The 24,012-nt window shown below is 69.4% G+C and carries 22 protein-coding genes; 12 read left to right on the plus strand and 10 right to left on the minus strand.

From position 1 onward, the window contains the following. Positions 1-212 precede the first annotated feature (212 nt). From ABS41_RS12200 to ABS41_RS12230, 7 genes are all read right to left on the minus strand, one after another. Complete coding sequence (locus ABS41_RS12200) at positions 213-3,482, minus strand: hypothetical protein (protein WP_290594902.1); 3,270 nt, start codon at positions 3,480-3,482, stop codon at positions 213-215. A gap of 21 nt (positions 3,483-3,503) precedes the next feature. Continuing rightward, positions 3,504-3,749, minus strand: a complete 246-nt coding sequence (locus tag ABS41_RS12205) for a hypothetical protein (protein WP_290594903.1) — start codon at positions 3,747-3,749, stop codon at positions 3,504-3,506. A 70-nt stretch (positions 3,750-3,819) separates the two neighbouring features. Further along, positions 3,820-3,993, minus strand: coding sequence for a hypothetical protein (locus ABS41_RS12210; RefSeq protein WP_290594904.1), 174 nt, complete (start codon positions 3,991-3,993; stop codon positions 3,820-3,822). Positions 3,994-4,026: 33 nt separating this feature from the next. Then, positions 4,027-4,305, minus strand: a complete 279-nt coding sequence (locus ABS41_RS12215) for a hypothetical protein (RefSeq protein ID WP_290594905.1) — start codon at positions 4,303-4,305, stop codon at positions 4,027-4,029. 236 nt (positions 4,306-4,541) lie between these two features. Next, positions 4,542-5,333 carry an NrdJb gene (locus ABS41_RS12220; RefSeq protein WP_290594906.1) on the minus strand — a complete coding sequence of 264 codons (792 nt, stop codon included), beginning with the start codon at positions 5,331-5,333 and terminating at the stop codon, positions 4,542-4,544. A gap of 105 nt (positions 5,334-5,438) precedes the next feature. Then, complete coding sequence (locus ABS41_RS12225; protein ID WP_290594907.1) at positions 5,439-5,951, minus strand: hypothetical protein; 513 nt, start codon at positions 5,949-5,951, stop codon at positions 5,439-5,441. A 57-nt stretch (positions 5,952-6,008) separates the two neighbouring features. Continuing rightward, complete coding sequence (locus ABS41_RS12230; RefSeq protein ID WP_290594908.1) at positions 6,009-8,129, minus strand: adenosylcobalamin-dependent ribonucleoside-diphosphate reductase; 2,121 nt, start codon at positions 8,127-8,129, stop codon at positions 6,009-6,011. A gap of 485 nt (positions 8,130-8,614) precedes the next feature. Between ABS41_RS12230 and ABS41_RS12235 the strand changes: the two genes are divergently transcribed. From ABS41_RS12235 to rarD, 12 genes are all read left to right on the plus strand, one after another. Then, positions 8,615-10,072 carry a Do family serine endopeptidase gene (locus ABS41_RS12235; protein ID WP_290594909.1) on the plus strand — a complete coding sequence of 486 codons (1,458 nt, stop codon included), beginning with the start codon at positions 8,615-8,617 and terminating at the stop codon, positions 10,070-10,072. A gap of 48 nt (positions 10,073-10,120) precedes the next feature. Next, positions 10,121-10,408 (plus strand): hypothetical protein, encoded by a 288-nt coding sequence (locus tag ABS41_RS12240; protein WP_290594910.1) that lies wholly within the window; start codon positions 10,121-10,123, stop codon positions 10,406-10,408. Positions 10,409-10,414: 6 nt separating this feature from the next. Beyond that, positions 10,415-10,855, plus strand: a complete 441-nt coding sequence (locus ABS41_RS12245) for a hypothetical protein (protein WP_290594911.1) — start codon at positions 10,415-10,417, stop codon at positions 10,853-10,855. Then, positions 10,852-11,235 (plus strand): hypothetical protein, encoded by a 384-nt coding sequence (locus tag ABS41_RS12250; RefSeq protein ID WP_290594912.1) that lies wholly within the window; start codon positions 10,852-10,854, stop codon positions 11,233-11,235. The genes ABS41_RS12245 and ABS41_RS12250 overlap by 4 nt, the downstream gene beginning before the upstream one ends. Further along, entirely contained in the window at positions 11,213-12,367 is a 1,155-nt protein-coding gene (locus tag ABS41_RS12255; RefSeq protein ID WP_290594913.1) for an AI-2E family transporter, read from the plus strand. Before ABS41_RS12250 ends, ABS41_RS12255 begins: the two co-directional genes overlap by 23 nt. A 44-nt stretch (positions 12,368-12,411) precedes the next feature. Further along, the gene (locus ABS41_RS12260; RefSeq protein ID WP_290594914.1) at positions 12,412-13,125 is read left to right on the plus strand and encodes an HAD family hydrolase; all 714 of its coding nucleotides are present in this window, start codon (positions 12,412-12,414) and stop codon (positions 13,123-13,125) included. Further along, positions 13,122-14,510: a leucyl aminopeptidase family protein gene (locus ABS41_RS12265; RefSeq protein WP_290594915.1), complete on the plus strand. Its 1,389-nt coding sequence runs from the start codon at positions 13,122-13,124 to the stop codon at positions 14,508-14,510. Before ABS41_RS12260 ends, ABS41_RS12265 begins: the two co-directional genes overlap by 4 nt. Before the next feature lie 127 nt (positions 14,511-14,637). Beyond that, a complete protein-coding gene (locus ABS41_RS12270) occupies positions 14,638-15,864 on the plus strand; it encodes an efflux RND transporter periplasmic adaptor subunit (RefSeq protein WP_290594916.1) in 1,227 nt (408 codons plus the stop codon). Between the two features lie 58 nt (positions 15,865-15,922). Beyond that, positions 15,923-16,615 carry an ABC transporter ATP-binding protein gene (locus tag ABS41_RS12275; RefSeq protein WP_290594917.1) on the plus strand — a complete coding sequence of 231 codons (693 nt, stop codon included), beginning with the start codon at positions 15,923-15,925 and terminating at the stop codon, positions 16,613-16,615. Positions 16,616-16,625: 10 nt separating this feature from the next. Beyond that, positions 16,626-17,789, plus strand: a complete 1,164-nt coding sequence (locus ABS41_RS12280; RefSeq protein WP_290594918.1) for an ABC transporter permease — start codon at positions 16,626-16,628, stop codon at positions 17,787-17,789. Between the two features lie 10 nt (positions 17,790-17,799). Further along, positions 17,800-18,984, plus strand: a complete 1,185-nt coding sequence (locus ABS41_RS12285) for an ABC transporter permease (protein ID WP_290594919.1) — start codon at positions 17,800-17,802, stop codon at positions 18,982-18,984. A 66-nt stretch (positions 18,985-19,050) separates the two neighbouring features. After that, positions 19,051-20,010 carry an EamA family transporter RarD gene (gene rarD / locus ABS41_RS12290; RefSeq protein ID WP_290594920.1) on the plus strand — a complete coding sequence of 320 codons (960 nt, stop codon included), beginning with the start codon at positions 19,051-19,053 and terminating at the stop codon, positions 20,008-20,010. A 12-nt stretch (positions 20,011-20,022) separates the two neighbouring features. On the opposite strand, the gene yedA is transcribed toward rarD, so the two are convergent. Genes yedA through ABS41_RS12305 form a run of 3 tightly spaced genes read right to left on the minus strand, consistent with a single transcriptional unit; the run spans position 20,023 to position 23,968 of the window. Next, entirely contained in the window at positions 20,023-20,910 is an 888-nt protein-coding gene (yedA, locus tag ABS41_RS12295; RefSeq protein ID WP_290594921.1) for a drug/metabolite exporter YedA, read from the minus strand. Then, complete coding sequence (locus tag ABS41_RS12300) at positions 20,907-21,749, minus strand: methylated-DNA--[protein]-cysteine S-methyltransferase (RefSeq protein ID WP_290594922.1); 843 nt, start codon at positions 21,747-21,749, stop codon at positions 20,907-20,909. Before ABS41_RS12300 ends, yedA begins: the two co-directional genes overlap by 4 nt. A gap of 56 nt (positions 21,750-21,805) precedes the next feature. Next, the gene (locus ABS41_RS12305; protein WP_290594923.1) at positions 21,806-23,968 is read right to left on the minus strand and encodes a carboxy terminal-processing peptidase; all 2,163 of its coding nucleotides are present in this window, start codon (positions 23,966-23,968) and stop codon (positions 21,806-21,808) included. Positions 23,969-24,012: the final 44 nt, after the last annotated feature.

Consider the following 24,012-nt stretch of genomic DNA (forward strand, 5'->3'; position numbering starts at 1 on the left):
GCAGATCTCAATTAGGATTCAGGAAGGAAAGTCTGTTACAGGGCCTGGCATTCCGCCCAGCTACACGGCGCCGGGAAATTTGGTAAGCAGTGACGCCATGAGCGTTTGACCCATACGGTCGCCACCGGCTCACTATCGATATGGTCAAGCTGACAGAATCAGCGCCGCGCGATTAGTTTTTTGCTAGACACCAGCGTAGTGGACGAGCCGATCTATCGACGACTACGCCTTCTCTTAATGTCGATGAACTGCATCACCGGCAAGCTACTAGGATCGGAGATGGCATCGGGAATGAAGGGGTCGTCATCGGGTCGCACGAGCATGCCAAGCATCGACTCGCCTTCTGCAATTTGCCAAGCGGCTTTTGTTTCAAGTCGGGTGAGCTCAATGGGTTCGATGCCCAATGGCGCGAAGGGCAAGTACGGGTCGTTGCGGGGAACCGCCACGCCTAGCCGGAAGCGCCCATGGTGGGCGAACGCCGCCAAGAAGCTATCCAAGTTGGTCGAGCTGTCGGGCGTCATCGTGTTCAAGCGGACTGCGAGCAGAACCGTCTCGGTCGCATCGCCCTCGACGCCGGCATCGGCGGGTCCGATGCCAACGGTGTAGTGCGCCCGATGATTCCTGTCGACGTCGGTGAGGATGGCCAGGCGGAGAATCTGATCGGCGTCCTGGCCCTCGACGCGCCGGCGCCAGCCACGCAAGATCTTCCCGGCGGCATCGGGATTGGTGAACATCAAGTGCAACTCAGGCACACCGTCGGCTTCCTGCAGGAAGCCGACCCCCTGCCAGCCGGCTCGATCCCACAAGGGGCTGTATATCGCCCCGAGCAGCCTCGTACGCCGATGGTGAAACCGCAGAGTGTCCGACAGCGACTGGCTTGCTTGCACCTTGCCGTCCCACGTCCCGCGCGCTGCCGCGGGGGCCCTCCGGGCACAGAACCGACCACCGTCGACCACGTCCACGGGCGCGGCGTCCGGCGGCAGCAATGCGGCCAACGTGGGCGGCTGCGTGGAGTTATCGTCCAGCGCGCAAGCGTGTAGCAAGCCGAAGGCGCGATCGTGAACGGCATCTTGCGAGAACATGCGCTCAATGTCAGCGCTCGCTCGGGGCGTGAGAACGTGTCCGACGATATGCGCGATCGCGTTGATGGCTTGATTGTGGAAGCGGGTCGTTGTCGTGAACTGCGACAGGGTTCCGCGCGCAAAGCCCAGGTGGACTACCGGCTCGCCGCACTCGTCTTCGTCCACCGCGGCCGTCAGCGAATCCGAGTGCTGGGTGTCGTCGATGACGATCATGAGGCGATCGGTCGCTGGCGTTAGTCGGTCTGAAAAAGCGGTTGCAGCAAAGCCCTCCAGGACCGCGAACAAGCCCATTACCAGTGCACGCGCTTCCTGCGTCACCACGCCGGTGGCGATCAGCTCGCAACCCAGGATCTGGCTGCGGACCGTTCCTTTTGCATCCGCTCGCCAGTCGATGACACCCAAATCCTCGGGCCATTCGATCGCCTGGATGTCCGCAAGATCGACGCCGGCCATGGCCTGCAACGAGTCCTGCGGGTAGCCCAGAAGTGCCAAGGAAACCTGCTCCGCGACGCGCAACTGGCGCTGACTCAGGATCGCAGGCGCGATGCGAATGGCTTCCGCGTCCGAGGCTTCCGAGCCGGCGATGGCCCGCGCGAGTAGGGATTCCATGTCCTGACGTTCACTGAAGTATGCCGCCTTGCTCTTCTCTGAAAGGTCAAGCGCGCCGGCCACCAAGTCGGCATAATGCAAGGCCTCTAGCATCAGCGGCAAACGACCGGCCGCCAACTCCACCCACGCCAGGCGCAGCGCAAAATTTAGCGATTCACCCGAAATCTCGGCATGCTCAACCATGCTGCGGAGCGAGCGATTCAAGCCCTGCAGCAGATGCGCACGTGCTGCGCAGAACAGACCTACGTCGCAGTAGGCTTGGGCAGCGATCCATGCGCCTTCCAAATATAGCTCACGGGACGGCTGCTTATGCAGGAGCGCAAAGGCCCGGCCCATGAGCCGCAGCGCCTCTTCCGGCACTTGATTCGCAACTTTGCGCGTGGCGCGGTCCAGCAATAGGCGCGCCTGCGCCTGGGCGCCGATCCGGTGGCCAGTCAATTCACCCGCCTGGTCAGCGACCGCGTCCAGTCCCTCGATGGTGAAGGGTAGCTCGGTGAAGGCAGCTATCACCCCGCACAGCGTTTCGACCGGGTACTCCGGCAGGTGCTCAATCTCGCGCAGCAAGGCGCGCAGGCCTTTTACTGTGGCGGCCTGCTGCTCGGGGTTGCGCGGGTCGCTCAGGAGGTCGAGGTGCAGCAAGTGTGTGCGCGACCACGCAGCATCCGTCGGGTGCGAGCGTCGCTTTGCCAACGGTTCCAAGCGTTCGTATAAGCGAGCATGCCGAGCGTCCAGACTGGCGGTGCCCGCTGGCAGCCAGCCGTTCCTCTCCGCCGCGTTGAGTAGCGTGTAGAGGTTCGTTAATTGCTCTAGGTCCCAGGCATTGCTGTCGTCGTCCAGGAGTGCCTCGATGGCGTCGTAGGCGCCAATCACGGCCGTGTAGTCATCGAACCACCAAAAAGCCGTCCAGGCCTTCTGGTAGATCATCCGCCGCTGGCCCCGGGCACTGGCGCTCTCGCGTGCGGCCGTGATGGCGCGATCGAAGCGTTGGTCGATCTCCTCGCGCGGCCGGCCTAGCCCCCGTGCCAGCAGGGCCGACGTCAACCAGGCGTGCGCCAGTTGCATCGGGCTGTTGGCAAAGCGAGCAGAGTCGTTGAGCTCAGCCTCTACCTGCGCCAGCTGCCTGGACCGATCGGCGTCGATGGGCCCGATGGTGCCTGCCGACCTGGCGCGGGCGGACGGCAGCGAAAGTTCACGCTCGGCGATGGGCCAGTGTTCATGGTCGTAAACCGCCTGAACAATCCATGTGCGGTCGAAGATCCTCACCGGGATCTTGCCAGCACGCTTTGTGAGCTCTCCTTCGAGTTTGGCTCGATCTTTGTCTTTGACGAACTGGTTGGTGACGAAGTAGATGCGGTCGTAGGATCTGCCACTGGCTAGGACGCTGTCGATGTCCCGGCGCGCCTTGGTCCGCCAGTCTTTCATGGCGCTGATAGCAAAGGCCCACGAATCGTTGGCGGCTTTTCGGGCTATGCCACTCCACCAGCGCTCGGCGATGCCATCGGCCACCGCGTAGGTTTCGGTGTCGACCTTGCTGTCACCACCTCCTGTGGGACCGGTCTGCGGAATCAGGTTCGGGCAGACTTCGACCTCCAGCAGCGCATGAACAAAGCGTTGGAACTGCGCTTCTTCGCTGCGGGCAGTGATTGTGTCGAGGCGGTATTCGAATTCGGCACGGCTGAGCGGCTCGGTCGACTCGACTACGCTATCGGAGTACAGCGACGGTCGCCGTCCGCGCATGAATACGGACGGAGTCGGCATGTGGCCCGCGTCGCCCGGCTCGGAATCAGTCATCGCTGGCGTCATCCTAATTGCCTACTTCTTGCTAGTCTTTTTGGTGAGCACACTCCCGGCCAGCGATTTGATCGTTTTGCTAGTGCGGCCGTCGTTCAACGCCTTGGCTGCAGCGCGGGCCGTGGCCTTCGATGATTCCTTCTTGGTGTGCGACTGGGCTAGCGCGCTGCCGGCTAGCGACTTGGCCGTCTTGCTTACGCCAGCATCAGGTAGCACCTTTGAAGCGATTTTGGTGACATTGGCGCCGGAGGACTCTTGTTTCGCCATGATGGACCTCACTCAGTCGAGAGGACGATATCCACCCTAGGCCCCACCGCAGGCTCGGAGTAGATGGGATTCAGGTTGCCTTGCTGTGCGGCATCTGTAGCTCGGCGACGCCGCGGGTGAAGTCCCGCGGGATCTGGATCGGCTCTGCCGGATTGCGCTTGTCGTTGTAGACCTCTATATCGGTCTCCAGGCTGATGCTCCCGCATGAAAGTGAACCTGAGATCCGACGAATCGAAACGTACATGCCGCCAGAATCCTTGGCATTACCAAGCCCGCTCTAAGCTGAGAAGCCGTGGGTCGCCCTGCGCAATCTAATCAGGACTTCTGCCGATCTACCCTCGGCGACCTGGTGCGCTGGTGACCTGTCGACGCCACTCAGATCAGACGTTGCCCAATCTGCAGCCGCTTCAACTGTCGCGAACAACCGAAGGATTTCTTCGGCAATCTCCGGATCCGCCCTCACCAGCGCCTCCCAGACAGCTATGGATCGCACTCTGGCGTCGCTCTTCGCCTGATCGTACGCCTTCAGGGCATTCTTCAGTTCCAGGTTTTCCATGATCAAATCCTCGCGCCTTGGCAACTGACCTCGCGCGAGGATGCAACAGTTATTCAAATGACGATAGAGCCGCGAGGCGCCCGAGCATTCAGGACGCCGCACCTATCAGCCATAGCCTGCCTTGACTTGCTATGAGGCAATGAGAGAGCCGCCGCACCGAATCTCACCTTTTGCGAAACAAATCTCATGATTTGGGAGCGCGGACACGTCTTACTCCGGTTTGGCGCGTTCGCGGCTCAGCCGCATTTGCTGTAGCCGCAATTCAGGCAAGTAGCGCAGCCGTCCATGATGACGGTGGCCTTGGTGTTGCACTTGTTGCACATCGTCGCGCTGGGCGGGAAAGAGGCGCCCTCGCCGGTGACCTGCACCGCCTCGTCGGCGCCTGGGGCGCCTTCGGTGCCGGCACCGGCGGGGGCCCCGCTCAGGCCGCTGTTACTGGACTTTTTTTTTGCGCGGGCCTCGTAGGCGGCGCGCTTCTCGGCGATCAGGCGCTTCTGCTCCTCGCCCAGCTCCGGGTCGATGATCATGCCGATCGACTTGAGGTGCTCTTCGACCACCGAGCCGATCTCGGCCACGATGGACGGCATGTACACGCCGCCGGCCTTGAAGTAGCCGCCGCGCGGGTCGAACACCGCCTTCATCTCGTCCACCAGGAAGGTGACGTCGCCACCCTTGCGGAACACGGCGCTCATGATGCGGGTCAGCGCCACGATCCACTGGAAGTGGTCCATGTTCTTGGAGTTGATGAACACCTCGAACGGACGGCGCAGCTCGTGCTCGGTGCCCTGGTTGAGCACGATGTCGTTGATCGTCACGTACATGGCGTGCTCGACCAGCGGCGACTTGATCTTGTAGGTCGAACCCACCAGTACTTCAGGCCGCTCGACCTTCTCGTGCATGTGGATGATGTTCGACTCCGGCTCCTGCACGGCCACGGGAGCGGCGACGGGGGCGGCGGCCTCCTTGGCCTTGTCCTCCGGCTTCTGGACGCTGTAACCCTTGATTTTCTTGACGATCTTGATGGCCATGCTTCGTTTCTTTCCGCTTATTCGATTCGGTGGTGACTTCCCCCGGAGCCCCCCGCCGCCATGCGGCGGGGGGACGGGTTGCGACAATCGGGACAGCCGTCGGCTTTAGCGCTTCCTGGCAACCTTTCGGGCCGTCGTCTTGCGGGCCGCCGGCTTCTTGGCGACCTTCTTCGCAGCCGCCTTCTTCGCGGCCGGTTTCTTCGCCGCGGCCTTCTTCACCGCAGCCTTCTTCTTCGGCGCCGCCTTCTTCACCGCGGCCTTGCGGGCCGGGGCCTTCTTGGCGGCCACCTTCTTCTTCGGAGCCGCCTTCTTGGCGGCAGCCTTCTTCTTCGGGGCGGCCTTCTTGCCGCCCACCTTGGCCTCGACCGCCTTCACCGCGGCCGACACCTTCTTCTTCGCGGCGCCGACGGCCTTCTTCACCGCCTTGCCGGCCTCGGACTTCTCGGCCTTCTTCACCTGCGCCTTGGCCTTCCTGATCACCGGCGCGGCCTTTTTCTTGGCCGCCTTCACCGCGGCCTCGGCCTTGCTGGCGATGGCACCGCCGATTTCCTGGGCCTTCTCGCTGACGCTTTCGGCGGCATTGGAAAGGGCCGCCGTGACACCGTTGCCATTACTCATACCGCTCTCCTCGTCGTCGAAAACCGCGGCGGGCGGATGCCCGCCGCAAGCGTGGGATCAGAACTTGCCGTAGTAGCCTTCCTTGAGGGCGTCGAACAGGTTGGCCGCGCTGTGCAGCTCGCCGTCGTACTCGATTTCCTCGTTGCCCTTCGCCTCCACCACCGTGCCGTCCTCGAGCTCGAAGCGGTAGGTGGTGTTCTCGAGGTCGGCTTCCTTTACCAGCACGCCCTGGAAGGCGGCCGGGTTGAAGCGGAAGGTGGTGCAGCCCTTCAGGCCCTGCTTGTAGGCGTAAAGGTAGATGTCCTTGAAGTCCTCGTACGGGTAGTCCGTGGGCACGTTCGCGGTCTTGGAGATCGACGAGTCGATCCACTTCTGCGAAGCGGCCTGGATGTCCACGTGCGCCTTCGGGGTGATGTCGTCGGCCGAGACGAAGTACTCCGGCAGGCGGGTCTTCTCGTCGGTGCTGTAGGGCATGGCCTCGGCGTTGACCAGGGTGCGGTAGGCCAGCAGCTCGTAGCTGTAGACCTCGACCTTTTCCTTGGACTTCTTGCCTTCGCGGATCACGTTGCGGCTGTAGTGGTGCGCGAAGCTGGGCTCGATGCCGTTGGAGGCGTTGTTGGCCAGCGACAGCGAGATCGTGCCGGTGGGCGCGATCGAGCTGTGGTGGGTGAAGCGCGCGCCGGTCTCGGCCAGCTCCTTCACCAGCTCCGGGGCCACGCCGGCCACGCGCTGCATGTAGCGCGAGTACAGCGCGTGCAGCTGGCGGCCCTTGATCTTCTGGCCGACCTTCCAGCCGTCCTTCTTCATCTCCGGGCGCTTGCGCAGCATCTCGGCGGTGACCTTGAACTCCTCGTCCATGATCGGGGCCGGGCCCTTTTCCTTGGCCAGCGTCAGCGCCACTTCCCAGCCGGCCAGCGCCATCTCGCGGCTCACGTCCTCGGTGAACTTCACCGAGTCGGCCTCGCCGTACTTCATGCGCAGCATGGTGACCGTGCTGCCCAGGCCCAGGAAGCCCATGCCGTGGCGGCGCTTGCGCAGGATCTCGTTGCGCTGCTGCTCGAGCGGCAGGCCGTTGATCTCGACCACGTTGTCGAGCATGCGGGTGAACACCCGCACCACTTCCTTGTATTCCTCCCAGTCGAAGCTGGCCTTGTCCGTGAACGGGTCGCGCACGAACTTGGTCAGGTTCACCGAGCCCAGCAGGCAGGCGCCGTAGGGCGGCAGCGGCTGCTCGCCGCAGGGGTTGGTGGCGCGGATGTTCTCGCACCACCAGTTGTTGTTCATCTCGTTGGCGAAGTCGTAGGTGGACGCCATGATGCGGTTCCACAGCTGGCGCGCCTTGATGTGGCCGTAGATCTTGCAGGCCACCATGCCGTCGTCGCGGGTGACGTAGTTGGTGGCGTGCGGCCAGTCGCGCCACACCACCTGGCTGGCGTCGTCCACGTTCACTTCGCCGGCTTCCTTGATGTTCACCGGGAACACCAGCGGCCAGTCGCCGTCGGACTCGACGGCCTGGATGAACTCGTCGGTGACCAGCAGCGAGAGGTTGAACTGGCGCAGGCGGCCATCCTCGCGCTTGGCGCCGATGAATTCCTTCACGTCCGGGTGGCTCACGTCGAAGGTGCCCATCTGGGCGCCGCGGCGGCCGCCGGCCGACGAGACGGTGAAGCACATCTTGTCGTAGATATCCATGAACGACAGCGGGCCCGAGGTGTAGGCGCCGGCGCCCGAGACGTAGGCGCCGCGCGGGCGCAGCGTCGAGAACTCGTAGCCGATGCCGCAGCCGGCCTTGAGGGTGAGGCCGGCCTCGTGGACCTTGCCCAGGATGTCGTCCATCGAGTCGGTGATGGTGCCCGACACGGTGCAGTTGATGGTGCTGGTGGCCGGCTTGTGCTCGAGGGCGCCGGCGTTGGACGTGATGCGGCCGGCGGGGATGGCGCCGCGGCGCAGCGCCCACAGGAAGCGCTCGTACCAGTACTTGCGCTTCTCGGCGGTCGGCTCGGCGTCGGCCAGGGCCTTGGCCACGCGCTGGTAGGTGTGGTCGATGGTGGCGTCCACCGGTTCGCCACGCTTGGTCTTGAGGCGGTACTTCTTGTCCCAGATGTCCTGGGACGCCGGCTGCATCTCGATTTCCTGCGCCGTGTCGTTCTTTACCGCCTCCAGGCGAACCGTGCTCATAAGTCCTTTCTTCCTCCCGGGGCGCCCCTCGGGGAGGGCGCCTTTGTCTGAGTTCTTATCGGGTCCAGCCGGCCGGGACGCCGGGGGAGCCCACACCCGCCCGCGAAGCGCCGCTCCGCTGGAAATGTGATGTCCGTTCCGGTTCCCGCATGCCGTCTCGCCGTCGCGTCGTGCGTGCTATCGACCCCAAGCCTTGGGGCCGCCCCCCTCTGCCCACCACAAGATGTAGTGGCATCGGAAGGCCAAACTACCCCTCGGCCGGAGGCCTGTCAACAGCCTTCCGGGGTGGAAAAATTCAGCCGCTTCAAGATGTTCCACGGCCTTGGCGAGACTGTCCTGAGGCTTGGCCGGCTGACGTTCCGCGGGCTCCGGGGGTCGTGGAACCAGCCCCGGCAGCCCCGGCCGGCGCCCTTGTCCAGCCGCCATTTGGCTCCCATCTGCTATTGCCTGATCCTGAGCCCCTGAACCGAGCCCGGAGACCCCGCATGCGCCCGATCCCCGCCCTCGCCGCCCTGCTGCTGGCCGCCCTGGCCGGCGCCGGCGCCAGCCAGTGGCTGGCCGCCCCCGCCGCCCCGGAACCGGTCGCCAGCCAGCCCAGCCGCGGCGAGCGCGCCCTGGAAACCGCCGCCAGCCTGGCCTTGCCCCGCGCCGCCCACGCCGCGCTGCCGGCCCAGGTGGACGGCGCCGCCCTGCCCTCGCTGGCGCCGATGCTCGAGCAGGTGACCCCGGCGGTGGTGAACATCTACAGCCGCCAGGTGGTGAGCGTGCGCAACCCGCTGGCCGAGCTGTTCGGCATGCCCGGCATGCCCCAGCAGCGCAGCCAGCAGTCGCTCGGCTCAGGCGTGATCGTCGACGCCGAGCGCGGCCTGGTGCTCACCAACCACCACGTCATCGAGAACGCCGACGAGGTGTCGGTGACCCTGTCCGACGGCCGCACCTTCGAGGCCGAGTTCATCGGTTCCGACCCCGACACCGACGTGGCCGTGATCCGCATCCCGGCCGAAGACCTGGTGGCCATCGCCGTGGCCGACTCGAGCCGCCTGCGCGTGGGCGATTTCGTGGTGGCCGTGGGCAACCCCTTCGGCCTGGGCCAGACGGTGACCAGCGGCATCGTCTCGGCCGTGGGCCGCAGCGGCCTGCAAGGCCTGGGCTACCAGAACTTCATCCAGACCGACGCGTCCATCAACCCGGGCAATTCCGGCGGCGCGCTGGTGAACCTGCGCGGCGAACTGGTGGGCATCAACACCGCCAGCTTCAATCCGCGCGGCAGCGCCGCCGGCAATATCGGCCTGGGTTTCGCCATCCCGGCCAACCTGGCCGAGGAGGTCAAGCGCCAGCTGCTGGCCTACGGCGAAGTGCGCCGCGGCACCCTGGGCCTGGACAGCGAGGACCTCGGCCCGCGCCTGGCCAGCCAGCTGGGCCTGCCGGCCAACCAGCGCGGCGCGGTGGTCACGCGCGTCTACCGCGGTTCGCCGGCCGAAACCGCCGGCGTGCGCCCGGGCGACCTGGTGGTGGCCATCAACGGCGAGCGCGTCGACGGCGCCCAGGCGCTGCGCAACGCCGAGGGCCTGCTGCCGGTGGACCGCCAGGTGCGCCTGGACCTGCTGCGCGACGAGCGCCGCCTCAGCGTTCAGGCCGTGCTCAAGGCCCGCGCCACCGAGGTCGAGGGCCGCACGCTCGACGCGCGCCTGGCCGGCGCCACGCTGGCCGAACTGCCCGAGCGCTTCCGCCAGCGCGGCTGGTTCGGCGTGGTGGCCAGCAAGGTCGAGCCCGGCAGCCGGGCCGACCGCAGCGGCCTGCGCGCCGGCGACTACATCCGCGGCGTCAACCGGCGCCGGGTGGACGACCTGCAGGCCTTCCAGGACGTGATGGCCGAGCCGCCGCGCAACCTGCAGCTGGACGTGGTGCGCGGCAACCGCACCGGCTACCTGGTCATGGAATGAAGCCCGCGCCGGTGTAAGGTGGACGCCAAGCCATCGAGGAGGCATTGCATGAGCCCTTCCCAGTCCGAAAACCCCCGCCACATCGACCAGGCGAAGGAAAACCTGGGCGAGGCGCGCGACGCGCTCAAGGCCGGCGTCAACGACGCCCTCGAGGCCGGCGCCGCCGCCGCCAAGGAAGCGCGCGCCGAGCTCGACGAGAAGCTGCAGGGCCTGCTCGAGCAGGGCCGCGGCATGCTCGACCAGGCCGAGGACCTGATCCGCAGCAAGCCGCTGGCCTCCTTTGGCATCGCCTTCGCGGCCGGCTACCTGGTGGCCGCGCTCACGCGGCGCAAGTAAGCCCCCGTGGCCGAGGCCGAACCGGGCGCCCGCGCGGGCGCCGGGCCGCTCCCCGACGACGCCCGCGCGGTGCTGGCGGCGGCGCGCGACGCCGCGGCCGCGCACGTCAACGCGCTGCACGCGCTGCGCAAACTGTTCGCCGCCGAGGTCGGGCTGGCGAAGGTGGCGCTGGTGCAGGCGCTGGTGTTCCTGCTGCTGGCGATGGTGATGCTGGCCACGGCCTATGGCCTGCTGACGGCGCTGTTGGTGGCGGGCCTGCGTTCGTTCGGCGCGCCCTGGCCGCTGGCCATCGCCATCCCGCTGGCCCTGAGCATCGCGCTGGCCGGCCTGGCCGCCTGGCGCGCGAAGGCGCTGCTGCGCCACGCCGATTTCGAGGGCACGCGCCGGCAGATCAAGCTCGGCCTGCGCGGGCTGGCCGACGAACCCGGCCAAGACGCCGCGCCATGAACCTGGCCGCGAGAATCGCCGCCGCCCAGGCCGCCGAGGCCGACTGCGCCGCCTGGCGCGAGCGCATCGCGCTCTCGCGGGCGCACCTGGGCGATGAACTGCGCCGCACCGCCACGCCCGGGCGCATCGTCGTCTCGGGCCTGGCCCTGGGCTTCGCCTTCGGGCTCAAGCCACCCTCGGACGGGCAGCCTTCGCTGGCGGGCAAGTTCCTCGGCGGGCCGGTGTTCTCGATGGTGCTCGAAGCCGTGCTGCCCGGGCTGATCGCCGGCATCACCGCCGCGGCCGGCCTGCAGGCCGGGGAAGAGGCCACCGACGAGGTCGCCGAGGAAGACACCGCGGAAGACGACGAGGCGGCCGATGGCCAGGCGCAGGCGTCGTAGGCCCGCCGGACCCGGCGACGCGACGGTCGAAAGCGCCGCGCCGCCCGCCGGTGCGGAAAACCCGCCCCGCCGCCCGCCGCCGGGCGAGCGCCAGCCGCCGCGCCGGCCGCCCGCCGACAACCGGCCGCTGTGGCTGCTGGTGCTCGCCGTCGGCCTGTACACCAGCTACCTGGCCTCGAGCCTGATCCTGCCGGTCGTGCTGGCGGGCTTCATCGCCATGCTGCTGGCGCCGCTGATGCGGCGCGCGCCGCTGCGCTGGCTGCCGCGCGGCGTATCGGCGCTGCTGCTGATGGCGGCGCTGCTGGGCACGATCGGCGCCGTGGGCACCTTCCTGGCCGCGCCCGCCGCCGACTGGGTGCGCAAGGTGCCCTTCGTGATGCGCGAGGCCGCGCCCAAGCTGCGCGCCATGGTCGAACCCTTCGAGCAGGCCACGCAGGCGCGGCAGTCGCTGGGCCGGCTGGCGAGCGAGCCGGTGACGCCCGGCGAGCGCGTGGTGGTGCAGCCGCCGCAGCCCGACCTGCTCGACGCCACGCCGCGGGTGCTGGGGCCGGTGCTGGCGGTGATCCTGCTGGGCTTCAGTTTCCTGGTCTATGGCGACGACCTGCTGCGCAAGCTGCTCGAGCTGCGGCCCACGCGCGCGCAAAAGACGCTGACGGCGGGCATCGTCCAGCAGATCCAGTCCGACCTCTCGCGCTACATGCTCACCATCAGCGCCACCAGTTCGGTGCTGGGCGCGGCCACGGGCCTGTGGCTCTGGTACCTGGGCGTGCCCGACCCGCTGCTGTGGGGCGTGCTGGCGGCCATGCTCAACCTCACGCCCATCCTCGGCCCGCTGCTGATGGCGCTGATGCTGGCGCTGGTGGGCCTGAGCCAGTTCGACACCCTGGGCGCGGCGATGCTGCCGGCGGCCGGTTTCCTGGCGCTCAATGCCGTCGAAAGCCAGGTGCTGACGCCCGCGGTGCTGGGCCGCACGATGCGCATCAACCCGCTGGCGATCATCCTGTGGCTGCTGCTCTGGGGCTGGCTGTGGGGCGTGGCCGGCCTGCTGGTGGCGGTGCCGATGCTGGTGTGCCTGAAGATCGTCGCCGAAGCAGTGGACGATTGGCGGGCCTGGGCGCGCCTGCTCGAGTAGCCGTTTCACGGGCCCGGCACCGGGCGGCGGGCTATCATCCGCCGGTGGAAACGCTGCCCCGGGCCCTGAGCCTCGACCTCGACGACACCCTCTGGCCGATCTGGCCCTCGATCGAACGCGCCGAACGCGCGCTCGACGAGTTCCTGCGCTCGCACTGCCCGCGCACCGCCCAGCGCTTCCCCATCCACCGCATGCGCCGGCTGCGCGACGAGGTGGCGACGCAGCACCCGCACCTGGCGCACGACTACACCCAGCAGCGGCGCATCTCGCTCGAGCGCGCCCTGCAGGAATCGGGCGACGACGTGGGCCGCGCCGACGACGCGCTCGAGGCCTTCTACGCCACCCGCAACCAGGTCGAGTTCTACCCCGACGCGATGGCGGCGCTGGCGCGGCTGAGCGCGCGCTGGCCGGTGGCCGCGCTGACCAACGGCAACGCCGACCTGGGCCGCATCGGCATCCAGGCCCATTTCCGGGTCTTCGTCAGCGCCCGCGACGAAGGCCACGCCAAGCCCGAGGCGCCGATTTTCCTGGCCACCTGCGAGCGCCTGGGCGTGGAGCCGGCCGACGTGCTGCACGTGGGCGACGACCCGCTGCTGGACGTGGTGGGCGCGCGTCGCGCCGGCCTGCGCAGCTGCTGGATCAACCGCAAGAAAGATTCGTGGCCCGCCGGGCTGCCCCGGCCCGACCTTGAATTCGCTACGCTTGCGGGCCTGGCCGACTGGCTGGAATCACACCCCGACGCAACGGAAAACCGATGAGCCTGCCCGCCTGCTTCACCCGCCCCGAAGACGCCCGCGAACCGCTGCCGCTGTTGCTGGTGGACGCCGCCGGCTTCGAGGCCTGGCGCAGTGCGCAGCCGGCGTCGGTGCAGGCCTGGCTCAAGGCCCACGCCTTCGGCCCGCGCGCAGGCGCGCCGCTGCTGGTGCCCGGCAGCGACGGCCAGCCGGCCTTTGCCCTCGCGGGCATCGACGACGTGCGCGACCCGCTGGCGTTGGCGCACCTGCCCAGCCTGCTGCCGCCCGGCGACTACCGCCTGGCCAGCGACGCGCCGGCCCGGCCGGCGGCGGCGCTGGTGCAGCTGGGCTGGGGCCTGGGCGCCTACAGCTTCAGCCGCTACGTCAAACCCGCGCGCGCCCCGGCGAGGCTGGTGCTCGAAGCTGCGCCGGACGCGGAAGCGCTGGCCCTGCTCGAGGCCGCCACGCTCGTGCGCGACCTGGTCAACACGCCCACCGAGCACATGGGCCCGGCCGAGCTCGAGGCCGAGGCCGTGCGCCTGGCCCGCGCCTACGGCGGCCAGTGCCGCAGCGTGGTGGGCGACGCGCTGAACGACCAGAACTTCCCGGCCATCCACGCCGTCGGCCGCGCCAGCCACCGCGCGCCGCGCCTGGTGGAACTGAACTGGGGCGACGACGCGCACCCGCGCGTGGCCATCGTCGGCAAGGGCGTGTGCTTCGACACCGGCGGCCTGGACATCAAGCCGGCCGACGGCATGCGCAACATGAAGAAGGACATGGGCGGCGCCGCCCACGCCCTGGGCCTGGCCCAGCTGGTGATGGCGCTCAAGCTGCCGGTGCGCCTGCAGCTGCTGCTGGCCGCGGTGGAGAACGCCATCGGCCCGAACGCCTTCCGCCCGGGCGAAGTGATCGCCACCCGCCAGGGCCTGAGCGTGGAGATCGACAACACCGACGCCGAAGGCCGCCTGGTGCTGTGCGACGCGCTCACCTACGCCGCCGAGGGCAAGCCGGCGCTGCTGCTCGACTTCGCCACCCTCACCGGTGCCGCGCGCATCGCCCTGGGCCCGGACCTGCCCGCGCTCTACGCCAACGACGAAAGGCTGGCCACCGACTACCTGGCCGCCGGCGACGCCGCGCGCGACCCGCTCTGGCGCATGCCGCTGTGGCGGCCCTACCTGTCGTACCTCAAGTCCAACGTGGCCGACCTGGCCAACTCCAGCGCCACCCGCATGGCCGGCTCGATCACCGCCGCGCTCTACCTCGAGCGCTTCGTGCCCGAGGGCCTGGCCTGGGCCCACGTGGACGTGTACGCCTGGAACGACAGCTCGCGCCCCGGCAAGCCGGCCGGCGGCGAGGCCCAGGGCCTGCGCGCGGCCTGGGGCCTGCTCCGGGGCCGATACGGCCGCTGAAGCCAGACGCATGACGGCTGTCACCCGCACGGGGTGACGCCGGCCACTGCCGGCAAAAAGTGCCTTCCGGCACCTTGGTCGCCATCGGGCCGCGGTTAGACTGGCCGCCAGCCCAAGGGTGCCCTGAATGAACGCTTCGTCCGACCTGCTCAAGGAACTGCGCATCGACCGTTCCGCGCCGCCGCCCCGCGCCGGGCGCGGACGCGGGCCGTGGATCATCGCCGCCGCGGCCGTGCTCGGCCTGACCGCCGTGCTGGCCTGGTCGCTGCGCGAGCAAACCGTCGCGGTGCGCGTCGCGCAGGCCCAGGCCGTGTCCGACGGGGGTGCCGCCGCCGCGGCGTCGGTGCTTGATGCCAGCGGATACGTCACCGCGCGCCGCATCGCCACGGTGTCGTCGAAGATCACCGGCAAGGTCGAGCAGGTGTTGATCGAGGAAGGCCAGGCAGTCCGCGAGGGCGAAGTGATGGCGCGGCTCGAGGCGATCGACGCCAGCGCCCAGCGCGACCTCGCGGCCGCGAGGCTGGCGGCCGCGCGCAACGAGGCGACCCGCGCCGAGGCGCAGCGCCTGCTGGCCGAGCAGACCCTGGCGCGCACCCGCGACCTGGCCGCACGCCAGCTCGTCGCCGCGGCCGCGCTCGACCAGGCCCAGGCCGAACGCGACGCGCTGGCCGCCCAGCAGCAGGCCGCGCAGAGCAACATCCGGGTCGCGGAGGAATCGCTGGCCCTGGCCGAGATCGGCCTGGACAACACCATCGTGCGCGCGCCCTTCGACGGCGTCGTCACGGTGAAGGCGGCGCAGCCGGGCGAGATGATCTCGCCGATCTCGGCCGGCGGCGGCTTCACCCGCACCGGCATCGGCACGGTGGTGGACATGGACTCGCTGGAGATCCAGGTCGACGTCAACGAGTCCTTCATCGGCCGCGTGAAGGCCGGGCAGGAAGTGCAGGCGGTGCTCAACGCGTATCCGGACTGGCGCATCCCGGCCGAGGTCATCGCCATCGTGCCCACCGCCGACCGCAGCAAGGCCACGGTGAAGGTGCGCATCGCCCTGCTGGAGAAGGACGCGCGCGTGGTGCCCGACATGGGCGTGCGCGTGTCCTTCCTCGAGCAGGCGCGCGCGGCCGATGCCCCGGTGGTCGCCGGCGTCACCGTGCCGTCCGAGGCGGTGGTGCAGCGCGACGGCCGCACCGTCGCCTTCGTCGTGCGCGACGGCCGCGCCAGCCAGCGCGAGCTTGAGGTGGCCGATGCCCGCGACGGACGGCGCCGCGTGTCGCGCGGCCTGGCCGTGGGCGAACAGGTGGTGCTGTCGCCGTCGGCGGAGCTGCAGGACGGCGCCGCGGTGGTGGTGCAGTGACGCAACGCGGCAGGGGCCTTGGCCCTTGCCGGACGATCCAATCCAAGAGAGGCGTGCCATGACCGACTCGATCGTGCAGATCCGAAACCTGAAGAAGAACTACACCCGCGGCAAGCAGACCGTCGAGGTGCTGCATGGCATCGACCTGGACATCCCCAAGGGCGACTTCGTGGCGCTGATGGGGCCGTCGGGCTCGGGCAAGACCACCCTGCTCAACCTGATCGGCGGGCTCGACACGCCCACCTCCGGCAGCGTCTCGGTCGAGGGGCGGCGCATCGACCAGATGTCCGGCGGCGAGCTCGCGGCCTGGCGCGCCCACCACGTCGGCTTCGTGTTCCAGTTCTACAACCTGCTGCCGGTGCTGACCGCGCAGAAGAACGTCGAGCTGCCGCTGCTGCTGGCGACGATGGGCGGCGCCGAGCGCGCGCGCCGGGCGCAGGTGGCGCTGCAGCTGGTGGGCCTGGGCGACCGCGGCGGGCACAAGCCCAGCGAGCTCTCCGGCGGCCAGGAGCAGCGCGTGGCCATTGCCCGCGCCCTGGTCACCGACCCGACCCTGCTGATCTGCGACGAGCCGACCGGCGACCTCGACCGCAAGACCGCCGACGAGATCCTGACCCTGCTGCAGGTGCTCAACCGCGAACACGGCAAGACCATCGTGATGGTGACGCACGACCCGAAGGCGGCGGAGTACGCCACGCATACCGTGCACCTGGACAAGGGCCTGCTCGTCGACGCCGTCGCGGCGCACTGAGGACGCCGCCATGACCCGCACCGGACTGGTCCTCGCCAACCTCTTCCACCGCAAGGGACGCACCTGGCTGACGCTGCTGTCGGTGGTGGCCGCGTTCACCCTCTTCGGCCTGCTTCAGGCCGTGATCGTGGTCTTCAGCAGCGGCGCCGATTTCGTCGGCACCACCCGCCTGGTCACCCAGTCGCGCGTGTCGTTCACCAACTCGCTGCCGATGCGCATGGTGCCGGAGATCGACGCGATCCCGGGCGTGCAGCGGGCGATGTACCAGCAGTGGTTCGGCGGCGTGAACAAGGCCGACAACACCGAGATCTTCACCTTCGCGGTCGACCCCGAGCGCCTGCACGAGGTCTACCCGGAGTGGGTGATGCCCGAGGAGCACTGGCAGGCCTTCGCGCGCACCCGCAGCGGCATCATCGTCGGGCGGCAAGTGGCCGACCGCACCGGCTGGAAGGTGGGCGACCGCATTCCGCTGGCCTCGAACATCTTCCCGCAGAAGAACGGCAGCAAGGACTGGGAGTTCGATGTCGTCGGCATCTACGACGGCGTGGACGAGCAGTGGCAGGGCCAGACCAACGGCATGTACATCAACCACGCCTACTTCGCCGAGGCCTCGATGTTCGGCGGCGGCCTGGCCGGCATGTTCTCCCTGAAGATCGAGGACCCCGGCATGGCCGAGGCGATCGCGCAGACCATCGACAAGCGCTTCGAGAACACCGCCGACGAAACCCGGACGATGTCGGAGAAGGACTTCAACGTGAACTTCCTCAAGCAGCTCGGCGACATCGGCCTGATGCTGCGCTGGATCCTGTTCGCGGTGTTCTTCACGCTGCTGCTGGTGGTCGGCAACACCATGGCCCAGAGCGTGCGCGAACGCGTGCCGCAGTTCGCGGTGCTCAAGACCCTGGGCTTCACCGACAACGCGGTGCTGGGCTTCGTGCTGGCCGAGACGCTGGCGCTGTGCGCGATCGGCGGCCTCGCGGGCCTGGCCCTGGCCTGGTTCCTCAGCCAGGGCATTTCCCAGGCGGCCGGCGGCTTCCTGCCGCCGATCATCCTGACCACGCCGGTCTGGCTGGCCGGCCTGGCCGCCATCGTGCTGCTGAGCCTCGCGGTCGGGCTGATGCCCGCGCTGCGGGCGCGCCGGCTGCGCATCGTCGACGCCCTCGCGGGCCGCTGAGGAGAACGCCATGTTCAAGCAGATCCTCGCCATCACCCTGATGAACGTGCGGTCCATCCCGGAGCGCTGGGGGCCGTCGCTGGTCATCATCATCGGCCTGGCCGGCGTGGTGGCGGTGTTCACCGCGCTGCTCGCGATGGCCAACGGCTTCTCCTCGACCCTGCAATCGGCCGGCCGGGACGACAACGCCATCGTGCTGCGCGGGCAGTCGGGCGCCGAGCTCAACTCCGGCTTCGGCGGCGACAGCGTGCAGCTGATCAAGCTCGGCCCGGGCATCCGCAAGGGGCCGGACGGCCAGCCGCTGGCCGCGGGCGAGATCATGGTGATCACCGAGCTGGCCCGCCGCGACGACCCGACCGCGGTCGCCAACGTCACCCTGCGCGGCGTCGAACCGGCCTCGTTCGCCATCCGCCCGCAGCTGCGCATGGTCGCCGGGCGCGAGTTCGAACCCGGCAAGCGCGAGGTCATCGTCGGCGCCGGCATCGTCGGCCAGTTCGCCAACACGGACCTGGGCGACACCCTGCGCATGCGCGGTTCGGACTGGACCATCGTCGGCCATTTCGCGGCCGGCGACGCCAACGACAGCGAGGTCTGGGTCGACCTGGGCACCGCGCAGTCGGCCTTCAACCGCGGCAACTCGGTCAGCGCGGTCCGGGTCGGGCTGGAATCGCCGGCGGCCATCGAGACCCTGCGCGCGGCCCTGGCGGCCGACCCGCGGCTGGCGGTGGACGTGACCGAGGAACAGGCCTACTACAGCGCGCAGACCCGCGGCGTGCGCCAGACCATCGAGGCGCTGGCCTTCGTCGTCACCTTCATCATGGGCCTGGGCGCGATCTTCGCGGCGCTCAACACGATGTATGCCGCGGTCTCGGCGCGCACCCGCGAGATCGCCACCCTGCGCGCCATCGGCTTCGGCGGCCTGCCGGTGCTGGCCTCGGTGATGGTCGAGGCGGTGCTGCTGTCGCTGGTCGGCGGCCTCGTCGGCGCCGTCGCGGCCTACCTGCTGTTCAACGGGCTGTCGGTGTCGACCCTGAGCCAGGCCAGCTTCACCCAGGTGGTGTTCGAGTTCGCAGTGACGCCGCGGCTGGTGCTCACCGGCCTGGTGATCGCGATGCTCATCGGTTTCGTCGGCGGCCTGCTGCCGGCGATCCGGGCCGCGCGCATGCAGGTGACCACGGCGCTGCGGACGGCCTGACGACACACCGTTGCAACCACGGGGCGGGGCTTGGGCGGATAATGCCCGCCCAGCCCCGGAGGCCGCGTGACCCCCACCCCCGCCATCGATCGCAAGGGCCTGACGGCCGCCATCGCCTCCTACGTGCTCTGGGGCGTGTTCCCGCTGTACTGGGTGCTGCTCAAGCACGTGCCTGCGATCCAGATCATCGCCCACCGCATCATCTGGTGCGCGGTGTTCGTGGTGGGCTGGCTGGTGCTGCGCGAGGGCTCGCGCTGGCTGCGTGACGCGCTGGCGCGGCCGCGGGTGGGCTGGCTGCTGCTGCTTTCGGCGCTGCTGATCAGCTTCAACTGGGGCGTGTACATCTGGGCGGTGACCAACGGCCGCGTGGTCGAGGCCAGCCTGGGCTACTTCATCAACCCGCTGGTGAACGTGCTCATCGGCGTGCTCGTGCTGCGCGAGTGGCTCAACCCGGCGCAGTGGACGGCGGTGGCCATCGCCGCGGTGGGCGTGCTGTGGCTGGCCTTCCAGCACGGCGAGCCGCCGTGGATCGCGCTGGCGCTGGCCTTCAGCTTCGCCTTCTACGGGCTGATCCGCAAAGTGGCGCACGTGGACGCCATCCCGGGCCTGGCGATCGAGAGCCTGTTCCTGCTGCTGCCGGCGCTGGCCTGGCTGGGCTTCGAGCATTACCGCGGCGTGGCGGCCTTCCTCGACGGCAACCTCGGCAGCGACGCGCTGCTGGTGTTCGGCGGCGCGCTGACGGCGCTGCCGCTGATTGGCTTCGCCTACGGCGCGCGCCGCATCCCGTATTCGCTGGTGGGCATCCTGCAGTACATCGCGCCGACGCTGCAGCTGCTCTCGGGCGTGCTGCTGCTGGGTGAATCGTTCACCGGCACGCAGGCCATCGGCTTCGCCTGCATCTGGCTGGCCCTGGCCATCTACGCCAGCGACGGCTGGCGCCGCGCCCGCCGCCAGCCCCAACGCGCCGCCCAGGAACACTGCGCCGAAGAAGTCCCCGCCCCCGACGGCGCCGCCCCACCCCGCTGAAGCGCCCCCACCTCAGGTGGGGCGGGTCCTGGCGCGGGTGATGATGAGCACGCCGGCGAGGATGACGGCCATGGCGCCGACCGAGGCCCAGCCCACGCGTTCGTTGAGCAGCAGGGCGCCCAGCAGCACGGCGATCGGCGGGTTGACGTAGGCGTAGCTGGTGGCCAGGGCCGGGCGCACGTGGTGCAGCAGCCAGACGTAGGCGCTGAAGCCGACGATCGAACCGAAGGCGGCCAGGTAGCCCACCGCCAGCGTCGCCGACAGCGGCGGCGTTTCGCTGATGCGCTCGCCCAGCAGCAAACCCAGCAGGCCCATCGCCACGCCGCCGCAGAGCATCTGCGCGGCGGTGCTCATGAAGGGCGCCGGCAGGTCGCGGCCGCGGCTCCAGACCGAGCCGAAGGCCCAGGCGATCGGCGCCAGCAGCAGCGCCAGCGCGCCGCCGAGGCTGGCGCGCATCTCGCCGCCGAGGTTGAGCCACACCACGCCCAGGAAGCCGATGCCCAGGCCCAGCCACTCGCCGCGGCTGGGATTCTGTCCGCGCATCACGCCGAACAGGCCGGCCCACAGCGGCATCGAGGCCACCGCCACCGCGGCCAGGCCCGAGGACACCGTCTGCTCGGCGAAGTTCACCAGGCCGTTGCCCAGCAGCATCATGAAAAGGCCCATCACCGCGGCGTTCTTCCACTGCGCGCGGGTCGGCGGCGCGTGGCCGCGCCAGCGCAGGAAGGCGTAGAACACCAGGCTGGCGGCGATGAAACGAAGGCTGCCCATCAGGAAGGGCGGATAACCTTCCAGGCCGTAGGCAATCGCGAGGTAGGTCGAGCCCCAGACCAGGTAGACCGAAGTGAGCGCGAGCCCGACCGCCAGTTTCGACAGCGGCGCGGCGGCAGGCGAACTCATGCGCGGGCCTTCCTGCCCGCGGCTTCCGCTTCGAGCAGCGCCTGCTTGCGCGGCAGGCCCCAGCGGTAGCCGCCCAGGCTGCCGTCGCCGCGGATGACGCGGTGGCAGGGCACGAGCACCGCCACGCGGTTGCCGGCGCAGGCGCGCGCCACCGCGCGGGCGCCGCGCGGCATGCCCAGCGATTCGGCCAGCTCGGCGTAGCTGCGGGTCTCGCCCGGCGGAATGCGCATCAGCGCCTCCCAGACGCGGCGCTGGAAGGCCGTGCCCACCAGCTCCACCGGCACCGCGCCGCTGCGCGCGGCCAGCGCGTCGGCCACGGCGCGCACCCGCGGGGCCAGGAATTCGTCGCGGCCGGCGTCCACGCGCTCGATCGTGGCGCGCGGGAATTCGGCGCGCAGCGAGGCTTCCAGTGCCGCGGCGCCGTCACCCAGCAGCACGGCGCACACGCCGCGCGCGGTGACCGCGACCAGGGCCAGGCCCAGCGCGGTGTCGCTCACCGACCAGCGGATGTCCATGCCCTCGCCGCCGCGGCGGTAGGCCAGCGGCGCCATGCCCAGCCGCGCCGCGCCGTGCTCGTAGACGCGGCTGGGCGAGCCGTAGCCGGCGTCGTAAAGCGCGCGGGTGACGTCGTGGCCGGCGCGCAGGCCCTGCTTGAGGCCGTCGAGGCGGCGCTGCGAGCGGTACTCGGCCGGGCTCAGGCCGTAGGCCTGGCGGAAGCGACGCTGCAGGTGCGTTGCGCTGAGGCCGACGGCGCGGGCCAGTTCGGCCAGGCCGAGGTCCTGCGCGTCGAGCAGGCGGCGGGCGTGTTCGAGCTTGGCGTCGGGGGCGGGGCTTTCCATGCCGGCCAGCGTAGCCAGCCCCGACGGGGCCGGCTATCCGATTCTTGCGCCCGGGCTCATTCGGCCCAGACGGTGGGCTGGCGGGTCAGCGGCAGCACCTGGGCGGTGAGCTGGCCGTCGGCCGAGAGCAGGTCGAGCGCATCGGCCAGGATGGCCGCCGACTCGCGCAGCAGCGGGTCCGGGCGGTTCTTGGCCGCCTCTTCCTCGGCGGCCTGCTCGACCACCGAACGCTCGCTGGCGGCCAGGCCGTCGTCGACCAGGCGCGCGCCCTCGTCCGGGTCGGCCAGGCCGGCCGCGATGCGCTCGGCCTGGCGCTTCTTGCGCTCGGCCTCGAGGCGGTCGCGCTCGGCGCGGCGCACGGCTTCGTTGAGCGAAACGCTCTTGCGCTCGCGTTCGGCGCGGAAACGCGCCACGTCCTCGGCCCACCACTGGAATTCCTGGTCCTTGGCGACGCGGGACTCGTGGTTGGCCACCAGCTGCGGCGTGAGCACGGAGAACTTGCCGAGGTTGGCGTGCGGCGCGCGCTGGATGCGGGTGGCCGGCAGCGCGTTGTCGTAGGTGCTCTCGCCGTATTCGCTGGCGTCGAGGCTGACCGGGAACTGCAGGTCGGGCACCACGCCGGCGTGCTGGGTGGTGCCGCCCTCGACGCGGAAGAACTGCGCCACGGTGAGCTTGACCTGGCCGAACTTGACGTCGTCCTTGCGCGGGAAGCGGTCGAGGTCGATCAGGCTCTGCACCGTGCCCTTGCCGAAGGTCGGCTCGCCGATGATCAGGCCGCGGCCGTAGTCCTGGATGGCGGCGGCGAAGATTTCCGAGGCCGAGGCCGAGGCGCGGTTCACCAGCACGGCCAGCGGGCCGTCCCAGGCCACGCCGCCTTCCTCGTCGGCCTGCACGCTGACGCGGCCGCCGGTCTCGCGCACCTGCACCACCGGGCCGGTGTCGATGAACAGGCCGGTGAGCTCGACCGCCTCGAGCAGCGAACCGCCGCCGTTGTCGCGCAGGTCGATCACCACGCCGTCGACCTTTTCGGCCTTGAGCTCGCGCAGCAGCTTGGCGACGTCGGCGGTGGCCGAGCGCGCGTCCTTGTCGCCACGGCGGCGGGCGTCGAAGTCGAGGTAGAAGGTGGGCAGTTCGACCACGCCGATGCGGCGGTCGCCGACCTCGATGACGCGCTTTTGCGCGGCCTGCTGCTCGAGCTTGACCTTGTCGCGCACGATGACGACCTGCTGCGGCTTGGCGTCCACGCCGGCCTCGGCCGGCAGCACGTCCAGGCGCACCTTGGTGCCCTTCTTGCCGCGGATCAGCGCGACGGTGTCGTCGATGCGCCAGCCCACCACGTCCACCATCGGGCCCTTGTCGCCCTGGCCGACGGCGACGACGCGGTCGCCCACCTTCACCCGGCCGGTGCCGGCGGCCGGGCCGCCCGGCACGATGGTGCGCACCACCACGAACTCGTCCTGGCGCTGCAGCACCGCGCCGATGCCCTCGAGCGAGAGGCTCATCTGCATGTTGAAGTTTTCGGCGTTGCGCGGCGACATGTAGCTGGTGTGCGGGTCGATCGAGGCCGCGTAGGCGTTCATGTAGGTCTCGAACGCATCGTCGGCGCGCAGTTCGGCCACGCGCTCGGCCAGGCCGGCATAGCGCTTGTCGAGGGTCTTGCGGATGTCTTCCTGGCTGCGGCCGGCCAGCTGCAGGCGCAGGGCGTCGTTCTTGACGTACTTGCGCCAGGCGGCGTCGAGTTCGGCGCCGTCGGCGGCCCACTCGGCCTGCGTGCGGTCGTAGAGCCAGGTCTCGTCCTTCGAGAAGTCGAAGGGCTTGGCCAGCAGCGAGCGGGCATAGGCCACGCGCTCGGCGACGCGCGCCTGGTAGGTGGCGAAGATGTCGAAGGCCGGGCCGAGCGCCTGGGCCTTGATGGCGTCGTCGTGGCGCAGGCGCTGCGGCTCGAAGCGCTCGATGTCGGCGCGGGTGAAGAACAGCTTCTGCCCGTCGAGCGACTCGAGGTAGCGGCGGTGGATCTCGGCCGAGAGCGTGTCGTCGAGCGGCTTGGCGCGGTAGACGTAGCGGCTGTCGGACAGGATGCCGTAGACCAGGCGCGCCGCCGCCTGCTGCTCCACCGTGGGCGCGAGGACGTCGGGCGCGGTGGGCGCCTTGCCCGTGGCCGCGAGGGCCAGGGCCAGCGGCAGGGTGGCGGTGAAGGCGAGGAGCTTGTGCTTGAGCATGGTTCCGGTCCGGTGCGTCAGGGGCCCAGCATGGACCCGCGGGG

It is taken from the genome of Arenimonas sp. SCN 70-307 (assembly GCF_001724815.1).
In the GTDB taxonomy this organism is placed as follows: Bacteria; Pseudomonadota; Gammaproteobacteria; order Xanthomonadales; family Xanthomonadaceae; genus Arenimonas.